This window comes from Devosia sp. 1566 (assembly GCF_004005995.1).
GTDB lineage: Bacteria > Pseudomonadota > Alphaproteobacteria > Rhizobiales > Devosiaceae > Devosia.
Genome location: NZ_CP034767.1, coordinates 532,753 through 546,976 on the forward strand (window position 1 = coordinate 532,753; position 14,224 = coordinate 546,976).

14 protein-coding genes are annotated in these 14,224 nt (G+C 63.5%); 7 read left to right on the forward strand and 7 right to left on the reverse strand.

Annotated features, from left to right (window positions below; all coding sequences use genetic code 11):
- The first annotated feature begins 21 nt into the window (after positions 1-21).
- Complete coding sequence (metZ, locus tag ELX51_RS02570) at positions 22-1,227, forward strand: O-succinylhomoserine sulfhydrylase (RefSeq protein WP_127752039.1); 1,206 nt, start codon at positions 22-24, stop codon at positions 1,225-1,227.
- Positions 1,228-2,055, forward strand: coding sequence for a transporter substrate-binding domain-containing protein (locus tag ELX51_RS02575; RefSeq protein WP_127752040.1), 828 nt, complete (start codon positions 1,228-1,230; stop codon positions 2,053-2,055).
- On the opposite strand, the gene ELX51_RS02580 is transcribed toward ELX51_RS02575, so the two are convergent.
- A complete protein-coding gene (locus ELX51_RS02580; RefSeq protein ID WP_127752041.1) occupies positions 1,994-2,572 on the reverse strand; it encodes a hypothetical protein in 579 nt (192 codons plus the stop codon). The genes ELX51_RS02575 and ELX51_RS02580 overlap by 62 nt on opposite strands.
- 138 nt (positions 2,573-2,710) lie before the next feature.
- On the opposite strand from ELX51_RS02580, the gene ELX51_RS02585 reads away from it, so the two are divergent.
- Complete coding sequence (locus ELX51_RS02585) at positions 2,711-4,333, forward strand: lysine--tRNA ligase (protein ID WP_127752042.1); 1,623 nt, start codon at positions 2,711-2,713, stop codon at positions 4,331-4,333.
- Between the two features lie 79 nt (positions 4,334-4,412).
- On the opposite strand, the gene ELX51_RS02590 is transcribed toward ELX51_RS02585, so the two are convergent.
- Positions 4,413-5,054, reverse strand: a complete 642-nt coding sequence (locus tag ELX51_RS02590; RefSeq protein WP_127752043.1) for a helix-turn-helix transcriptional regulator — start codon at positions 5,052-5,054, stop codon at positions 4,413-4,415.
- A gap of 131 nt (positions 5,055-5,185) precedes the next feature.
- Here ELX51_RS02590 and ELX51_RS02595 point away from each other — a divergent pair, with 131 nt between their 5' ends.
- Positions 5,186-5,539, forward strand: coding sequence for a DUF952 domain-containing protein (locus tag ELX51_RS02595; protein ID WP_127752044.1), 354 nt, complete (start codon positions 5,186-5,188; stop codon positions 5,537-5,539).
- Positions 5,536-6,645: a quinone-dependent dihydroorotate dehydrogenase gene (locus tag ELX51_RS02600; RefSeq protein WP_127752045.1), complete on the forward strand. Its 1,110-nt coding sequence runs from the start codon at positions 5,536-5,538 to the stop codon at positions 6,643-6,645. The genes ELX51_RS02595 and ELX51_RS02600 overlap by 4 nt, the downstream gene beginning before the upstream one ends.
- Here the strand turns inward: ELX51_RS02600 and ELX51_RS02605 are convergent.
- From ELX51_RS02605 to ELX51_RS02615, 3 genes are all read right to left on the reverse strand, one after another.
- Positions 6,642-7,997, reverse strand: coding sequence for an MATE family efflux transporter (locus ELX51_RS02605; protein ID WP_127752046.1), 1,356 nt, complete (start codon positions 7,995-7,997; stop codon positions 6,642-6,644). The genes ELX51_RS02600 and ELX51_RS02605 overlap by 4 nt on opposite strands.
- A gap of 91 nt (positions 7,998-8,088) precedes the next feature.
- Complete coding sequence (locus ELX51_RS02610; RefSeq protein ID WP_127752047.1) at positions 8,089-8,757, reverse strand: hypothetical protein; 669 nt, start codon at positions 8,755-8,757, stop codon at positions 8,089-8,091.
- Positions 8,754-9,101: a DUF6460 domain-containing protein gene (locus ELX51_RS02615; RefSeq protein ID WP_164854675.1), complete on the reverse strand. Its 348-nt coding sequence runs from the start codon at positions 9,099-9,101 to the stop codon at positions 8,754-8,756. The genes ELX51_RS02610 and ELX51_RS02615 overlap by 4 nt, the downstream gene beginning before the upstream one ends.
- Before the next feature lie 24 nt (positions 9,102-9,125).
- On the opposite strand from ELX51_RS02615, the gene ELX51_RS02620 reads away from it, so the two are divergent.
- Positions 9,126-11,651: a ligase-associated DNA damage response DEXH box helicase gene (locus ELX51_RS02620; RefSeq protein ID WP_248305228.1), complete on the forward strand. Its 2,526-nt coding sequence runs from the start codon at positions 9,126-9,128 to the stop codon at positions 11,649-11,651.
- Positions 11,652-11,695: 44 nt separating this feature from the next.
- Positions 11,696-12,403 carry a ligase-associated DNA damage response endonuclease PdeM gene (pdeM, locus tag ELX51_RS02625; protein WP_164854719.1) on the forward strand — a complete coding sequence of 236 codons (708 nt, stop codon included), beginning with the start codon at positions 11,696-11,698 and terminating at the stop codon, positions 12,401-12,403.
- A gap of 1 nt (position 12,404) precedes the next feature.
- Here the strand turns inward: pdeM and ELX51_RS02630 are convergent, their stop codons facing one another.
- The gene (locus ELX51_RS02630; protein ID WP_127752051.1) at positions 12,405-13,166 is read right to left on the reverse strand and encodes a TIGR02186 family protein; all 762 of its coding nucleotides are present in this window, start codon (positions 13,164-13,166) and stop codon (positions 12,405-12,407) included.
- Entirely contained in the window at positions 13,163-14,089 is a 927-nt protein-coding gene (locus tag ELX51_RS02635; RefSeq protein WP_127752052.1) for a sulfite exporter TauE/SafE family protein, read from the reverse strand. The genes ELX51_RS02630 and ELX51_RS02635 overlap by 4 nt, the downstream gene beginning before the upstream one ends.
- Positions 14,090-14,224 lie beyond the last annotated feature (135 nt).

The window sequence follows — 14,224 nt, forward strand, 5'->3', positions numbered from 1 at the left end:
CGGTTTTTTGTTGAGATCACCATGTCCAAGACCGAGAACCCGCTATTCGATCCTGCGCGTAGGGCCCCCGAAACGCAGCTGGTCCATGGTGGCACTGAACGCTCGCCGGCGGGCGAAACCTCCGAGGCCCTGTATTTGAACTCGGGCTATGTTTATCCCAGTTCGGGCGCAGCCGAAGCGCGCTTCAAGGGTGACGATCCCGGCTATATCTATTCGCGCTTTTCCAATCCCACCGTCGAAATGTTCCAGAACCGCATCGCGCTGCTGGAAGGCGCCGAGGCGGCGCGCGGCACGGCAACGGGCATGGCTGCCGTGACCTTGGCGCTAATGAGCCAGTTGCGCGCGGGCGATCACGTCGTATCGGCGCGCGCCCTGTTCGGCTCCTGCCGCTATGTGGTGGAAGACTATTTGCCGCGCTGGGGCGTCAGCTCCACCTTGGTTGATGGCCGCGACTCCAACAATTTTGCCGCCGCCATGCAGCCTAATACCAAAGCGGTGTTTCTCGAGACGCCGACCAATCCCACGCTGGAACTGGTCGATATCGCTGCCGTGGCTGACATCGCCCATGCCCATGGCGCCGTGCTGATCGTCGACAATGTCTTTGCCACCCCCATCAACCAGTCGCCCCTGGCCCTGGGTGCCGACCTCGTCGTTTATTCCGCCACCAAGCATATCGATGGCCAGGGCCGCGTTATGGGTGGCGCCATTCTGGGCAGCCAAGAGCGGATCGGGGGCGATATCCATACTTTTATCCGCCAGACCGGTCCATCCATGAGCCCGTTCAACGCCTGGACGCTGCTTAAAGGACTGGAAACCCTGCCGATCCGGGTGCGCCAGTCCAATGCCTCGGCTGCGGCCATTGCCAATGCGCTGAGCGATCACCCCAAGATCAGCCGGGTGCTTTATCCGCACCATCCCGATCATCCCCAATACGAACTCGGCATGCGTCAGATGCGCGCTGGCTCCACCCTTGTCGCCTTCGAAGTCGAGGGCGGCCAGGAAGCGGCATTCCGCATGGCCGATGCATTGGCGGTGATCCTGATTTCCAACAATCTGGGTGACGCCAAGTCGATCATTACCCATCCGCGCACCACCACTCACCAGCGCTTGTCCGAAGAGGTCAAGCTTGAATCGGGGATCACCCCCGGCCTGCTGCGTCTTTCCGTGGGGCTAGAAGCAACTGAGGATCTGCTGGCCGATCTGCTTTACGGACTGGATCAGGTCTAGATGCGCGCCCCCGCGTTTCTGCGCCTGATCGTCCTGCTGGCGAGTGCGCTGGGTGGCGCAGCGTTGGCGCAGGCGCAGCCCTTGCCTTATCACGCCGATCCCAGCGCACGGGAAATCGCGCCTAGCCTCGCGCAGGTGCCGGCAATCCGCTTTCTCACCACGGCGGACTTCCCGCCGTTCAACTTCCGTGACGCCAGCGGCGAACTGATCGGCTTCAACATCGATCTGGCTCGGCGCATCTGCACCCAGGTCGATACCGCCTGCACCATCCAGGCCTGGCCCTGGGATCAGGCTGCCAATGCCTTGGCGGACAATCAGGGCGACGCCTTGATCGCCGGCCTCGCGCTTTCGCCCGAGAACGGCCAGCGTTTTGATTATTCCACCACTTACTTGGCCCTGCCAGGGCGCTTTGTGACCCGAGCCGCCGATATCGAGCAGTTCGATCCGGCCCAGCTTGCGGGCAAGACGGTGGCGGTGCGCCGCGGCAGCGCCCACGAAACCTTCATGACCCGCTACCTGCCGGGCGCCACCATCCAGGGCTTTGACAGCGAAGCGGCTGCCCTTGCCGCGGTAGCCGAGGGCACGGTCGACGCTTATTTCGGTGACGGCATGCGCGCATCCTTCTGGCTCAACGATAATCTGAGCTGCTGCGGTTTTGCCGGGCCCGCCTATTTCCGTCCGGCCCTGTTTGGGGAAGGCTTGGCCATCGCCGTTCCCGCCGGCAACGACGCCATCCGTCACGCCATTGATTGGGCGCTGGTGGAGCTCAAGGAAAGCGGTGCGCTGGACGAGCTTTATCTGCGCTGGTTCCCGGTCGGATTTTACTGAACAGGCGCCGCCAGCCGCCATCCCAGTATTTGAGGTCGATGAGCACGCGCCGGCTGACCGGCGCGCTCAGCACATGCAGGCGCAACACGAACGGCACCTCGCCCATGAACAGGGCCGTCGCGCGATGATTGCCGTCCAGCAGCAGCAAGCGCCCCGCACCCAGATCATAAGCCGGTGCGTCAACGGTGATCGGACCCGCCTCTTGGGCAAAGCGATCGCGATAGGCGATAAAGGCTTGCCGGTTAGCCACCGGGAACTCACCCAGCCGCGCCGCAATATCGCCGATGCGCATTGGCCGCGCGAATACGTTCTTCATCGACACCTCCACCTGCCGCTGCGTAGCGCGGTAGGCGGTGAACACGTCGCCAAGAGCCGCGCGGTCGGTGATCTCCTGCACCCCGACTGTCGCTGTTCCCGGCGCAATCCGCTCATAATGCAGGCGCAGTTGAATGCCGGGAAACCGCTCGGCAAAGCCGGCAAGAGCATCGGGCCGCGTTGCTGCCTCTTCAGAAATCATTAACGAAACGGCCTTTTTCCTTGTCTCTGCGCCGGCGACCCTAGGCAGTTGGCGGGCGGGCGGCAAGCGCCAGCACAATTGACGCAAGGGGCAGGGGATGCAACACACGCTCAAACCTCCTCCGAAAGGCCTGTTGCATTGTCGCCCGCTCCGCTGCCCGAACTCGATCCTGCGTTTTTTGACGCTGCCCAAACCGCCCGCGCCTGGCCGTTTGAGGAAGCCCGCAAGCTCGTCGCGCGGCTCGAAAAAACCGGGAAGAAGGAAGCCCTGTTCGAAACCGGCTATGGTCCCTCGGGCCTGCCCCATATCGGCACCTTCGGCGAAGTGGCCCGTACCACGATGGTGCGCACGGCATTCCGCCTGCTCACCCGCGACCAGGTGCCCACCCGGCTCCTCTGCTTCTCCGATGACATGGACGGCATGCGCAAGATCCCGGAAACCGTCCCCTCCAAGGAGGCGATGGAGCCGCATCTGCAAAAGCCGCTGACCTCCGTGCCGGACCCTTGGACCAACGAGCACAACAGCTTCGGCGATCACAACAACGCCATGCTCCGGCGTTTTCTTGACACTTTCGGCTTCGACTACGAGTTCGCCAGCGCTACCGACTACTACAAGTCCGGCCGCTTCGACACGGTGCTGCGCCTCGCCGCCGAACGCTACGACGACATCATGGCGGTGATGCTGCCGACGCTGGGTGCCGAGCGGCAGGCAACCTACTCGCCCTTTTTGCCGATCTCGCCCATCTCCGGCCGCGTGCTCTACGTGCCGATGAAGGAGGTCAATGCCAAGGACGGCACTGTCACCTTCACCGACGAAGATGGCCGCGACACCACGGTTCCGGTCACTGGCGGCCACGTAAAGCTGCAGTGGAAGCCCGATTTCGGCATGCGCTGGGCCGCCCTGGGCGTCGATTTCGAGATGTTCGGCAAGGATCACCAAACCAACCAGCACATCTACGACAAGATCTGCGCCATTCTCGGCGGCACCCCGCCCGAGCACTATGTCTACGAGCTCTTTCTCGATTCCGAGGGCCAGAAGATCTCCAAGTCCAAGGGCAACGGGCTCACCATCGATGAATGGCTGACCTATGCGTCAACTGAGAGTCTGGGGCTCTACATGTTCCTCAAGCCGCGTGTTGCCAAGCGCTTGCACTTCGACGTCATCCCGCGCCAGGTCGACGACTATTACTCCCATGTTGCGGCCTACCAGGAGCAGGACGCCGCTGCCCGGCTCGAGAACCCGGCGTTCCACGTCCATTACGGCGACGTGCCGAACCCGGACGTGCCGCTGAGCTTTGCGCTGCTGCTCAACCTGGTCGCCACCGCCAATGCCCAGGACACCAAGGTGATGTGGGGCTTCATCTCGCGCTACATCCCCGGCGCGAGCCCCGTTACCCATCCCGAGCTCGACAAGCTCGCCGGCTATGCGGTGCGCTACTTCAACGACCGTGTTAAGCCGTTCAAGACCTACCGCGCGCCTACCGATCACGAGCGCGCCGCGCTTGAGGACCTGCGCACCCAGCTCGAGGCCTATGCCGGCTCGACCGATGCCGAGGCGCTGCAGAACCTGGTCTACGAAATCGGCAAGGCCCACAAGTTCGAGCCGCTGCGCGACTGGTTCAAGGCTATCTACCAGGTGCTGCTCGGCGAGGATCAAGGCCCGCGCTTCGGCTCCTTCATCGCCCTGTACGGCGTGGGGGAAACGCGCAGGCTCATCGAGGACGCCCTCGAAGGCAAGCTGCTGAACTCATCCGCCGCCTGACCTGACTGGACGAGATTCGTCCGCCACATCCGGCTGTCACCCCGGCTCTGAGCCGGGGGGCATCACCATCGGGGCCGCCTTATTGGCTGGCCCAGATGATCCGCGCGATCCATTCAATATCGGCGGTGTTGATCAAGCGCGGCTCATAGGCGGGATTGACTGAATGCAGCTCGATCTGCTTGGCCGTTTGCCGCGCGAGGATCTTGGCCATCACTTCGCCATCGCGCGTCTTGACCACGACCCGGTCGCCCCGCCGCACCTGCTCGGTAGGCGACACCACGATCCGGTCGCCTTCGCGATACAGCGGCTCCATGGAGTCGCCCTGCACCTCAAGCGCATAGATCCCGGCTTCTCCAGGGGTGGGCAGGGCAATCTCCTCCCAGCCCTGACCGGCCGGGAAACCCGCGCTGTCGAAAAACCCGCCTGAACCGGCCTGCGCCAAGCCCAGCAGTGGCACAGTAGGGGCTGATCCACGCTCGGGCATCTGCATAAAAGCCCCGGTCCCGGCCAGGAACGTATCGAAACCCTCGCCCGTCGCTTCGAGGATCTTGGCGAGGCTTTCCGTGGAGGGCCAGCGCTCCCGTCCGTCCTTGCTCACGCGCTTGGATACGTTGAACGCCGTGGCATCGAGCCCCGCAAGCTTGGCCAGCGCCGAAACCGACAGCCGTTGCCGCCGCGCTAGGGCGTCAATTCCATCCCAAACGGCTCGATGTGACAACATGGGCAGGCAACTCACAGCAGCAAGGAAACTTGTCTCGCCTAGGCAATTAGTCCTATTTTTCTACACATCTTCCCGCCCCCTGTAAAGCGCCCCGCTTGCCCCATCCGCAAAGTGGTGATTAGGGTCGCGCCATGACCACGCCCGCTCTTATTTACAAGATCGCCACCGAGGCTGCATTCGCGCCTTATCGTGCCGCGCCTGCATTTCCCGGCATGCCGATCGACGCTGCCGATGGCTACATGCATTTTTCCACCGCCGCGCAACTGCCTGAAACCCTGCGCCTCCACTTCGCCGGGCAGTCTGACCTGGTGCTCCTAGCGGTGCGCACGGCCGATCTGGCGCAACTGCTCGTCTGGGAGCCTTCGCGCGGCGGCCAGCTCTTCCCCCATCTTTATGCTGATCTACCCACAACGGCCATTGTCTGGGAAGCGCCGCTTGCTGTTGCGGCTGACGGCACCTGCATCTTGCCCGAGGCCGTGCAATGATCTTCTCGGCTCTTTCACCATTGCTGCGTCTCGCGCCGGTTCAGGAGCTGACGCGCGACGCCTTGCTCAAGCTCGATGCGGAAACCGCCCACCTCGCCACGATCAAGGCGCTGCGGCTGGGTCTTGGCCCCGAACAGGCCCAGGCTGATCCGCCCGAGCTACGCACCACTTTGTGCGGGCTTGAGTTAAGCAATCCCGTGGGCATGGCGGCCGGCTTTGACAAGAATGCCGAAGTGGCACGTCCCCTGGCCCTGATGGGTTTTGGCATGGTCGAGATCGGCACCGTCACCCCGCGTCCGCAAGCGGGCAATCCCAAGCCGCGTCTGTTCCGCCTGCCCGAGGGCGAGGGCGTCATCAACCGCATGGGCTTCAACAATGAAGGCCACGAAGCGGTCTTCGCCCGCCTCAAGGACGCCCGCGTTCCCGCTGTCCTTGGCATCAATATCGGCGCCAACAAGGACAGCGCCGATTTCGTCGCCGATTACGTTCTGGGCGTGCAGCGCTTCGCCGATCTCGCCGATTACCTGACCGTCAATATCTCCTCGCCCAACACCCCTGGCCTGCGTGATCTACAAAGCGACGAGGCCCTGCGCCGCCTCCTGGGTGAAGTGCTGCACGCCCGCGCCAAAAGCCGCGTCCGGGTTCCCGTTTTCCTCAAGATCGCCCCCGATCTCGACGAGGCTGCGCTCGACGCCATCGCCAAAGTGGTGCTGGCCACCGATCTCGATGGCCTCATTGTCTCCAACACCACGCTCAGCCGCGACACTGTGCAGGGCCAAGCCAACGCCACCGAGGCGGGCGGGCTTTCGGGCAAGCCCTTGTTCAACCGCGCTACGCAACGCCTGGCCCAAACGCGCCAGCGTGTCGGCGATTTGCCCATCATCGGGGTCGGTGGCATTCATTCGCCGCAAACGGCTCTCGCCAAGTTCGAAGCGGGTGCCAATGCCGTCCAGCTTTATTCCGCGCTGGTGTTTGGCGGTCTGGACCTGCTCGACCGCATCAAGCAGGGCCTTGCCGCTGCCGTGCGCGCCCAGGGCAAAACCAATATAAGCGAGCTCGTCGGCACCCGTGTCGAGCACTGGGCTGGCGACGCCACCACCCCCTAGGCGGCGAACAAGCCGGCCTTGCGCCGCTCCAACGCCCACCAGTAAATCGCTCCGCGCGCCAAAAACCAGCAATGGAGCGCGGCCCACAATCCCCAATTGCCCCACAAGGGCTGCAGCACGGCGACTGCGGCCAAAAACACCACCAGCGACGCCACCATGCCATTGCGCATCAGCACATTGAGCGTCGTGCCCACCAGAATGCCGTCAAACACCACGGCCGGCATGAAGGTGACGGCGCAGAGCGCCGCCACGGGCAGGTAGAGCAGGGCATGCTGCTGCACTTCCGCATTGGTCGTCATGAGGCCAATGATCCAGGGTCCGCCGGCGAACCAGGCCAGGCCCAGCCCCGCCGCCAGCATGAAACCCCAGGCAAAGCTGAGCCGATAAGCCTGATCAAAGGCTGGCCGCCAATTGGCGCCGAGTGCTTTGCCGCTCAATTGCTCGGCCGCCTGCGCGATGCCATCCAGAAAATACCCGGCCACCATGAGGAGGTTCAGCAACAAGGCATTGCCTGATAGCGCCACCTCGCCCATGCGCGTGCCCTGCGCCGCAAACCACGCATAGGCGCCCATCAGCGCCATGGACCGGATCATCAGATCCCGGCTCAGGCCGAACATGCGCTTCAGGCCCTTCGGATCGAGCAGCTCGGTCAGTGGCACAAGGTGAGCGATCCGGCCCAAGCCGCCGAAATGGCGCACCAGCAGCCCCAGCCCAAGCAGGGCCGCGACCGCTTGGCCGATCACCGTGGCCCAGGCCGCGCCCGGCACGCCCCAGCCCAAGCCATGCACGAACCAGATGCTGAGTACGATATCGATGCCATGGAGCAGCATTTGCAGCATCATGCCGGTGGTGGCCTGCGCCCGGCCGTAAAACCACCCCAGCAGCGCATAGTTCAACAGCGCAAAGGGCGCCGCCCAGATGCGAACGGCAAAATACTCGCCCATTGCAGCGGATACTCCCGCTTCGGGGGCAAGCAAGCGATTGCTCAGCCACAAGATTGGTCCGGCGAAGGCGATCATCGCGATGCCGATCAGCACCGCGAGCATGATGGCCCGGCTGGCATGCACCAGCCCACCATTGGCCTCACGCGCGCCAACCGCCTGGGCGGTCAACCCGGCCGTGCCGATGCGCAGGAAATAAGCCAAGGAAAACAGCACATCGAACAGCAGTGCGGCCAGAACCAGCCCGCCCAGCAGGCTCGCATCGCCCAGCCGCCCGATTACCGTGATATCAACCAGCCCCACAATGGGCTCGGTGATAAAGGCCAGGCTCGCGGGCAGGGCGATTTTCCACACATCACCATGCCGCACCACGAATGGATATTGCGGCCGCAGCGGCGTGGTCGTGGTCATCGATCAACTCGGGGGAAAAGCAGGGGAGGGGCAACAGCCCCCAGCTTATAACGGCATTTCGCAGCGCTGCCAGTGGCTGTTCAGCACAGTTTCAGCTTTCGGTATCGAGTTCGATGATCACATCGGCGCGGTCGCGCGACTCCCAAACCAGGTCATAATTGGGCAGGTCATTGCGCGCTATATGGGCGCGATTGCGCTCCTCGGTGAACAGCCCTTCGGCTGCGTGGCGCCGCAGCAAACGCTGTTCCACCCGTTCACGCGGCACGTTGATGAAGACGCAATAGTCGAGCAGCGACTTGACGCCGGCCCATGGCCCCTGCGTCAGCAGCAGGTAGTTACCCTCGACAATCAGCACCCGCACTTCCGGGCCAATTGCGAAGGCATCCTCCACCACATCCTCGATCTTGCGCGAATAACCGGGTCCGCTGATCGTCTCCGTGGCCCTTTTGAGCTGGTGGAGGAAATCCACAAAGGCTTCCCCCTCAAAAGTGTGCGGCGCACCCTTGCGCTCGGTCTGTCCCAGCGCTTCGAGCTTGGCATGGCGCATGTGAAACCCGTCCATGGGCACAAGGGCCGCAATCCCGGGATGGGTTGCGTTGATCATGGTCACGAGTTCTGCCGCCAGCGTCGATTTGCCGACGCCGGGGCCCCCGGTGATCCCCACCGCGATGCGGGCATGCTTCTGGCTCATCAGCTCGAGAATATGGGGCACCAACCGCCCCAGCGCCTCGCCCGGGGTGAGATGGAGCGTCGCGGTCATCGGCGCTTGCCCGTCAAGCGCAGCAGCAGCCAGATTGGGATCACCAGTGCTGCGCCCGTCAGCACATAATTGAGCGTGGTCCGCGCCACCCCGGCACTGTCGCGCAGCGTTTCGCGGACCAGTTCAACGGCACCCCGGAAGATCTCGGTGGCATCAACCCCGAATACCGACATGAAAAAGCCTGCCACCAGCGATAACAGGATCAACCGCAGGATCACGCCACCGGGACGGCCGCCCATGAAGCGCTCCAGCCAGGAGCGGTGATCAACCAATTCATCGCGATCCTCGATCATGCCGCCAACCTCGCTTCTGTGCCGCCTCGTCACCATATAGGCTGTTTGCATCTTGCCCAAGACCTTGGCGTGTCTGTGACCGAACTCCTCCCGCAACTGCCCCCTGTGATCACCGATTGGTTCGCCAGCAAAGGATGGGCGCCGCGCGCCCATCAGCTGGCGGTGCTGGAGAGCTGGAATGCCAGTGCCTCGGCGCTGCTGATTGCGCCGACCGGGGCCGGCAAGACGCTGGCCGGTTTTCTCCCCACGCTTGCCGACCTGATTGCCGAGCCTCGCCCGGGCTTGCACACGCTCTATATTTCCCCGCTCAAGGCCCTCGCGGTGGACGTCGCTCGCAATCTGGAAACCCCGATTGCGGAAATGGGCCTGCCGATCAGGGTTGAGACCCGGACCGGCGACACGCCCGCGTCGCGCCGCGCCCGCCAGCGCACCAATCCGCCCCAAATCCTGCTCACCACCCCCGAACAGATCGCCCTGCTGCTCAGCCACCCTCAGGCCGAGCTGCTGTTTGGCTCGGTGCGTCGTATCGTGCTCGATGAGCTCCATGCCCTGGTCACCTCCAAGCGCGGCGAATTGCTGTCGCTGGCCATTGCCCGGCTGGCGCGGATGGCGCCCGATATGCGCATCACTGCGCTCAGCGCCACGGTCGCGCGACCCGATCTCCTGCGCGACTGGATCGCCCAGCCACTCCCAGAAGCGCCTACGCATCTGCTGACGGCTGGCGGTGGCGCCCCGCCCGAGCTGGCGATCCTTCAGACCGAAGAACGGCTGCCTTGGGCAGGGCACTCAGCGGCCTATGCCCATCGTGAACTCTACGAGACCATCAAACAGCACCGCACTACGCTCCTTTTCGTCAATACCCGCTCCCAGGCCGAGGCCTTATTCCAAGGCCTCTGGGCGCAGAACGAGGACCTGCTGCCCATCGCCCTCCACCACGGCTCGCTTTCGGTCGAGCAGCGCCGCAAGGTGGAAGCGGCTATGTCTGCAGGTGTCCTTAAGGCCGTGGTCTGCACCTCGACGCTTGATCTCGGCATCGACTGGGGCGATGTGGATCTCGTCGTGCAGGTTGGCGCGCCCAAAGGCTCGTCGCGCATGCTCCAGCGCATCGGCCGCGCCAATCACCGGCTCGATGACCCGTCCAAGGCTCTGCTGGTCCCCTCCAACCGCTTTGAAGTGCTGGAATGCGAAGCGGCGGTGGAAGCTGTCTCGGAGAACCATCAGGATAGTGAGGACCCGACCTCGGGCGCCTATGATGTTCTCGCCCAGCACATCCTGGGCATGGCCTGTGCCGAGCCCTTCCACCCCGATGAGCTCTTTGCCGAGATTTGTCGCGCTTGGCCTTATCGCGATCTGGCGCGCTCTCAGTTCGATCGCATTCTCGACTTTGTCGCCACCGGTGGCTATGCGCTGCGCGCCTATGAGCGCTATGCCCGGTTGAAGCTCATGCCCGACGGGCGCTGGCGCATCGCCCATCCCCAGGTCGCCCAGCAATATCGGCTCAATATCGGCACCATTGTTGAAGAGCCCATGGTCAAGGTGCGCCTCGTTCGGGGCCGCGGCTTCAAGCGCGGCGCCACAACTGGCCCAATCGGCTATGGTGGCCGCGTGCTGGGGGAAATGGAGGAATACTTTTTTGGCACCCTGCTGCTGGGAGACACCTTCATGTTCGGCGGTGAAATCGTCGCCTTCGAGGGCATGAAGGACAACGAGGCCTATGTGAGCCGGGCCCAGTCCACCGATCCCAAGATCCCCTCCTATATGGGCGGCCGCTTTCCCCTCTCTACCTACCTCGCCGATCGGGTGCGCCGCTTGCTCGATGATCCCCATGAATGGTCCAAGCTCCCCGATCAGGTCAGCGACTGGCTGCGCCTGCAGGAGGAAGTCTCGGTGCTGCCCCGCTCGGATAGTCTCTTGGTTGAAACCTTCGCGCGCGGCAGCCAGAACTTCATGGTCTGCTACCCCTTTGAAGGCCGGCTCGCCCACCAGACCTTGGGCATGCTGCTGACGCGCCGGCTGGAACGCGCCCGTGCGCGACCGCTTGGTTTTGTCGCCTCCGAATATGCGCTGGCGATCTGGGGTCTCGGTGATCTCTCCGCGCTGATCCGCACCGATCGACTTTCGCTCGACGAACTCTTTGCCGAAGACATGCTGGGCGAAGACCTCGAGGATTGGCTCGATGAATCCGCTTTGATGAAGCGCACCTTCCGCAACTGCGCCATCATTGCCGGGCTGATCGAACGCCGCCATCCCGGCAAGGAGAAAACGGGGCGGCAGCTCACCATGTCCTCCGATCTCATCTATGACGTGCTTTACCAGCACGAGCCAGACCACATCCTGATCCAAGCCACCCGCCGCGATGCCGCCCGCGGCCTGCTCGATATCGAGCGCCTTGGTCAGATGCTGCGCCGCATCCGCCAGCACATCGTCCACAAGCCGCTCCATCGCGTTTCCCCGCTGGCCGTTCCAATTCTCCTCGATATCGGCCGTGAGCCGATTTATGGGGAAGGGCGCGAATCAGCTATGGCAGATGCCGCCGATGAGTTGATGCGCGAGGCCATGAGTGGCCCCGAAGGACAACAGCGCTCCGGCGAAGCAGTTTAATACAGACGGCCCGGAGAGTTGCGCTCCAAGGGCAAGGACAAGCTTTGAGCCAAGTCTTATCTACAGCCGAGATCACGGAGACCCCGGTCTTGCGCTTTGCCGGAAACTTGTTTGAGCCGCTGCCGTCAGGCGCCCTTTATTGGCACGCCCAAAGGACGCTTTTGGTCGCTGACCTGCATCTGGAAAAACTCAGCTCCTATGCCCGCCATGGCCAGATGCTGCCGCCCTATGACACGGGGGTCACGCTCGCCAAGTTGGAACGGGACCTGCGCCGCACGGGCGCGACCCGCCTTATTGCCCTGGGCGACAGCTTCCACCGCGACGAAGGCTCGCGCACCCTCAACGACGGCGATCGTGCTCGGCTCGATGGCATGACCGACATGGCCGAATGGCTCTGGCTTTCCGGCAACCACGATCCCGCGCCCCACGCTCTGGGCGGGCGCTGCCTGCCCCATCTCGATCTGGCGGGCCTGCACCTGACGCACGAGCCACGTCGCGACCGGCCCGGCCTCATTGCCGGCCATCTCCACCCGGGCGCGCATCTGCACATGGCCGGCCGGACCACGCGTCGCCCGTGCTTTGTGCACGACAACCGGCTGCTGATCCTGCCCGCCTATGGCGCAGCTACGGGGTCGCTCAATATCCTCTCGCCCGCCTTTGTCGGCCTCTTCCATTGGCCAGCGCTCGAAGTCACCATGCTGGGCAAGGACCGGCTGTATCCGGTCAGTCCCAGGCGCTTGGTGCGCGGCTAAGCTAGCGCCGGAAGATCACCCCACCCGCCCAGCCGGTGAACAGAGCCAGCACGACGCAGATCAGCCCGTAAGCCAACGGATACTGCTTGGAGGTGATCGCCAGAAATCGCTCGAACCCGATCTTGCGCACGGCAAAGCCCTCGGATTTGCGTGCGATCACCTCGCCATTCTGGAACACATAAGTGAGCGCCAGGTAAGGTCCGGGCGGCGCATTGCTGGGCAGGGTCAGCCGCGCGGAATAGAAGTTCTCGGTCGGAAAGTTGATGGCGTTCTCATCCACCCCAAACAAGCCCTGCTCGGTCATCAGGCGCACCAGTTCGCGCCCGAACACCGCGGTTTTCCACCAGCCCGCATCATTGGGCGTGAGCGTATAGGCTTCGGGTAGGATCTTTTCGGCCGTCAGCGTCGTCAGATTGGTGATGTCGCGCAGCCGCCCGCTCGAAAGCACATGGAAGTAGCTGGGGAAGTTGGGAAACACCACCTGGTCGGTGTTGAGCCAGATCCCCAGATTATGCGTTTTCTGCCGCGCCACCCGGTTCTGGGTCGGCCCGACCACCACCACCACCACATGGAACGGCCCAGGCACCGTCAACTGGCTCGAGCCCACATCAGGCGCGATGGTGCCAAAAAACGTCATCCGCTCGCCCGAAAAGCTCGAGGTGATATCCACCGTATCGCTGGAGAGCTGGGACACCAGCCGCGCGCCCTGCGCCGGTATGGCGAGAAGCAAAGCGGCGACGAGCCAGAGCACCAGCCGGATCATTGCAGTGACCCAATCACGGCCATGCTGAACGGATCGGCCGGGGTCAGCACCAACGACAGGCCAAAGCGGATTGCGACAGCAAGCACCAAGAGCGCCAGCAGTCCGCGCAGCTGTTCGCCCCGCAACTGCTTGCCGGCCGAAGCGCCGAACTGTGCCCCCACCACGCCCCCCACCATCAGGCAGAAGGCGAGGAGAATATCGACGCTCTGGCTCTGCACGGCATGCAGCACCGTCGTCACCGACATCATCGCCACCACCTGCAACGAGGAGGTGCCGATCACCACATTGCCCGGCACCCGCAGCAGATAAACCAGCGCCGGAACCATGATAAAGCCGCCGCCAATACCGAGCAGCGAGCCGACAAAGCCGATAAACAGTCCGATCACCAGCACCGGCAGCACGCTGATATAAAGGCGCGACTTCTTGAACCGCACGCGCCAGGGCAGGCCGTGCATCCAATTATGTTGGTTGGCCTGCCGCTCCCGCACCACCACGCCCGACCGCCGCCGCAGGATGGCCCGGCTCGATTCGATCAGCATCATGATCCCGATCGAGCCAAGCAGCACCAGAAAGCCCAGCGAGATCACGAGGTCCAGCTGCCCCGCCGCGCTCAAGAACGAGAACATCGCCACGCCCGCAAAGGCGCCGAGCACGCTCGACAAGATGAGATACATCGCCAGATGCAAATCGATCCCGCCCCGTCGATAATGACTGAGGGCTCCCGAGGTGGACGCGGCCACCACCTGGCCGGTTACCGAGGCTACGGCAACAGGCGCCGGCACGCCCGAAAAGATGAGGAGCGGGGTGAGGAGAAATCCGCCGCCCACGCCGAACATGCCCGACAGAAAGCCGACCGCCCCTCCGATCCCCACGAGAAAGAAGAGGTTCATGGAAAGTTCGGCGATCGGCAGATAAACCTGCAAGATCCAAATCCATCCAGGGCGGCCGCCCGCTGGCAGGCCTGCCAAAAAACGCGGCAGGGTCCCGGCAGTGTTTTGCACCCCCGGAACCCGCAATGCTTGATGGGCTTACGTGCCCATCCCGCTCGTGTCAAACGG

Bases quoted from the DNA above. Each gene is read 5' to 3' on its own strand.
- ELX51_RS02615 (WP_164854675.1), bottom strand. From the start codon at position 9,101: ATGCAAACAGCCTATATGGTGACGAGGCGGCACAGAAGCGAGGTTGGC.
- ELX51_RS02605 (WP_127752046.1), bottom strand. From the start codon at position 7,997: ATGACCACGACCACGCCGCTGCGGCCGCAATATCCATTCGTGGTGCGG.
- ELX51_RS02580 (WP_127752041.1), bottom strand. From the start codon at position 2,572: ATGATTTCTGAAGAGGCAGCAACGCGGCCCGATGCTCTTGCCGGCTTT.
- ELX51_RS02575 (WP_127752040.1), top strand. From the start codon at position 1,228: ATGCGCGCCCCCGCGTTTCTGCGCCTGATCGTCCTGCTGGCGAGTGCG.
- ELX51_RS02595 (WP_127752044.1), top strand. From the start codon at position 5,186: ATGACCACGCCCGCTCTTATTTACAAGATCGCCACCGAGGCTGCATTC.
- metZ (WP_127752039.1), top strand. From the start codon at position 22: ATGTCCAAGACCGAGAACCCGCTATTCGATCCTGCGCGTAGGGCCCCC.
- ELX51_RS02590 (WP_127752043.1), bottom strand. From the start codon at position 5,054: ATGTTGTCACATCGAGCCGTTTGGGATGGAATTGACGCCCTAGCGCGG.
- ELX51_RS02630 (WP_127752051.1), bottom strand. From the start codon at position 13,166: ATGATCCGGCTGGTGCTCTGGCTCGTCGCCGCTTTGCTTCTCGCCATA.
- ELX51_RS02600 (WP_127752045.1), top strand. From the start codon at position 5,536: ATGATCTTCTCGGCTCTTTCACCATTGCTGCGTCTCGCGCCGGTTCAG.
- ELX51_RS02610 (WP_127752047.1), bottom strand. From the start codon at position 8,757: ATGACCGCGACGCTCCATCTCACCCCGGGCGAGGCGCTGGGGCGGTTG.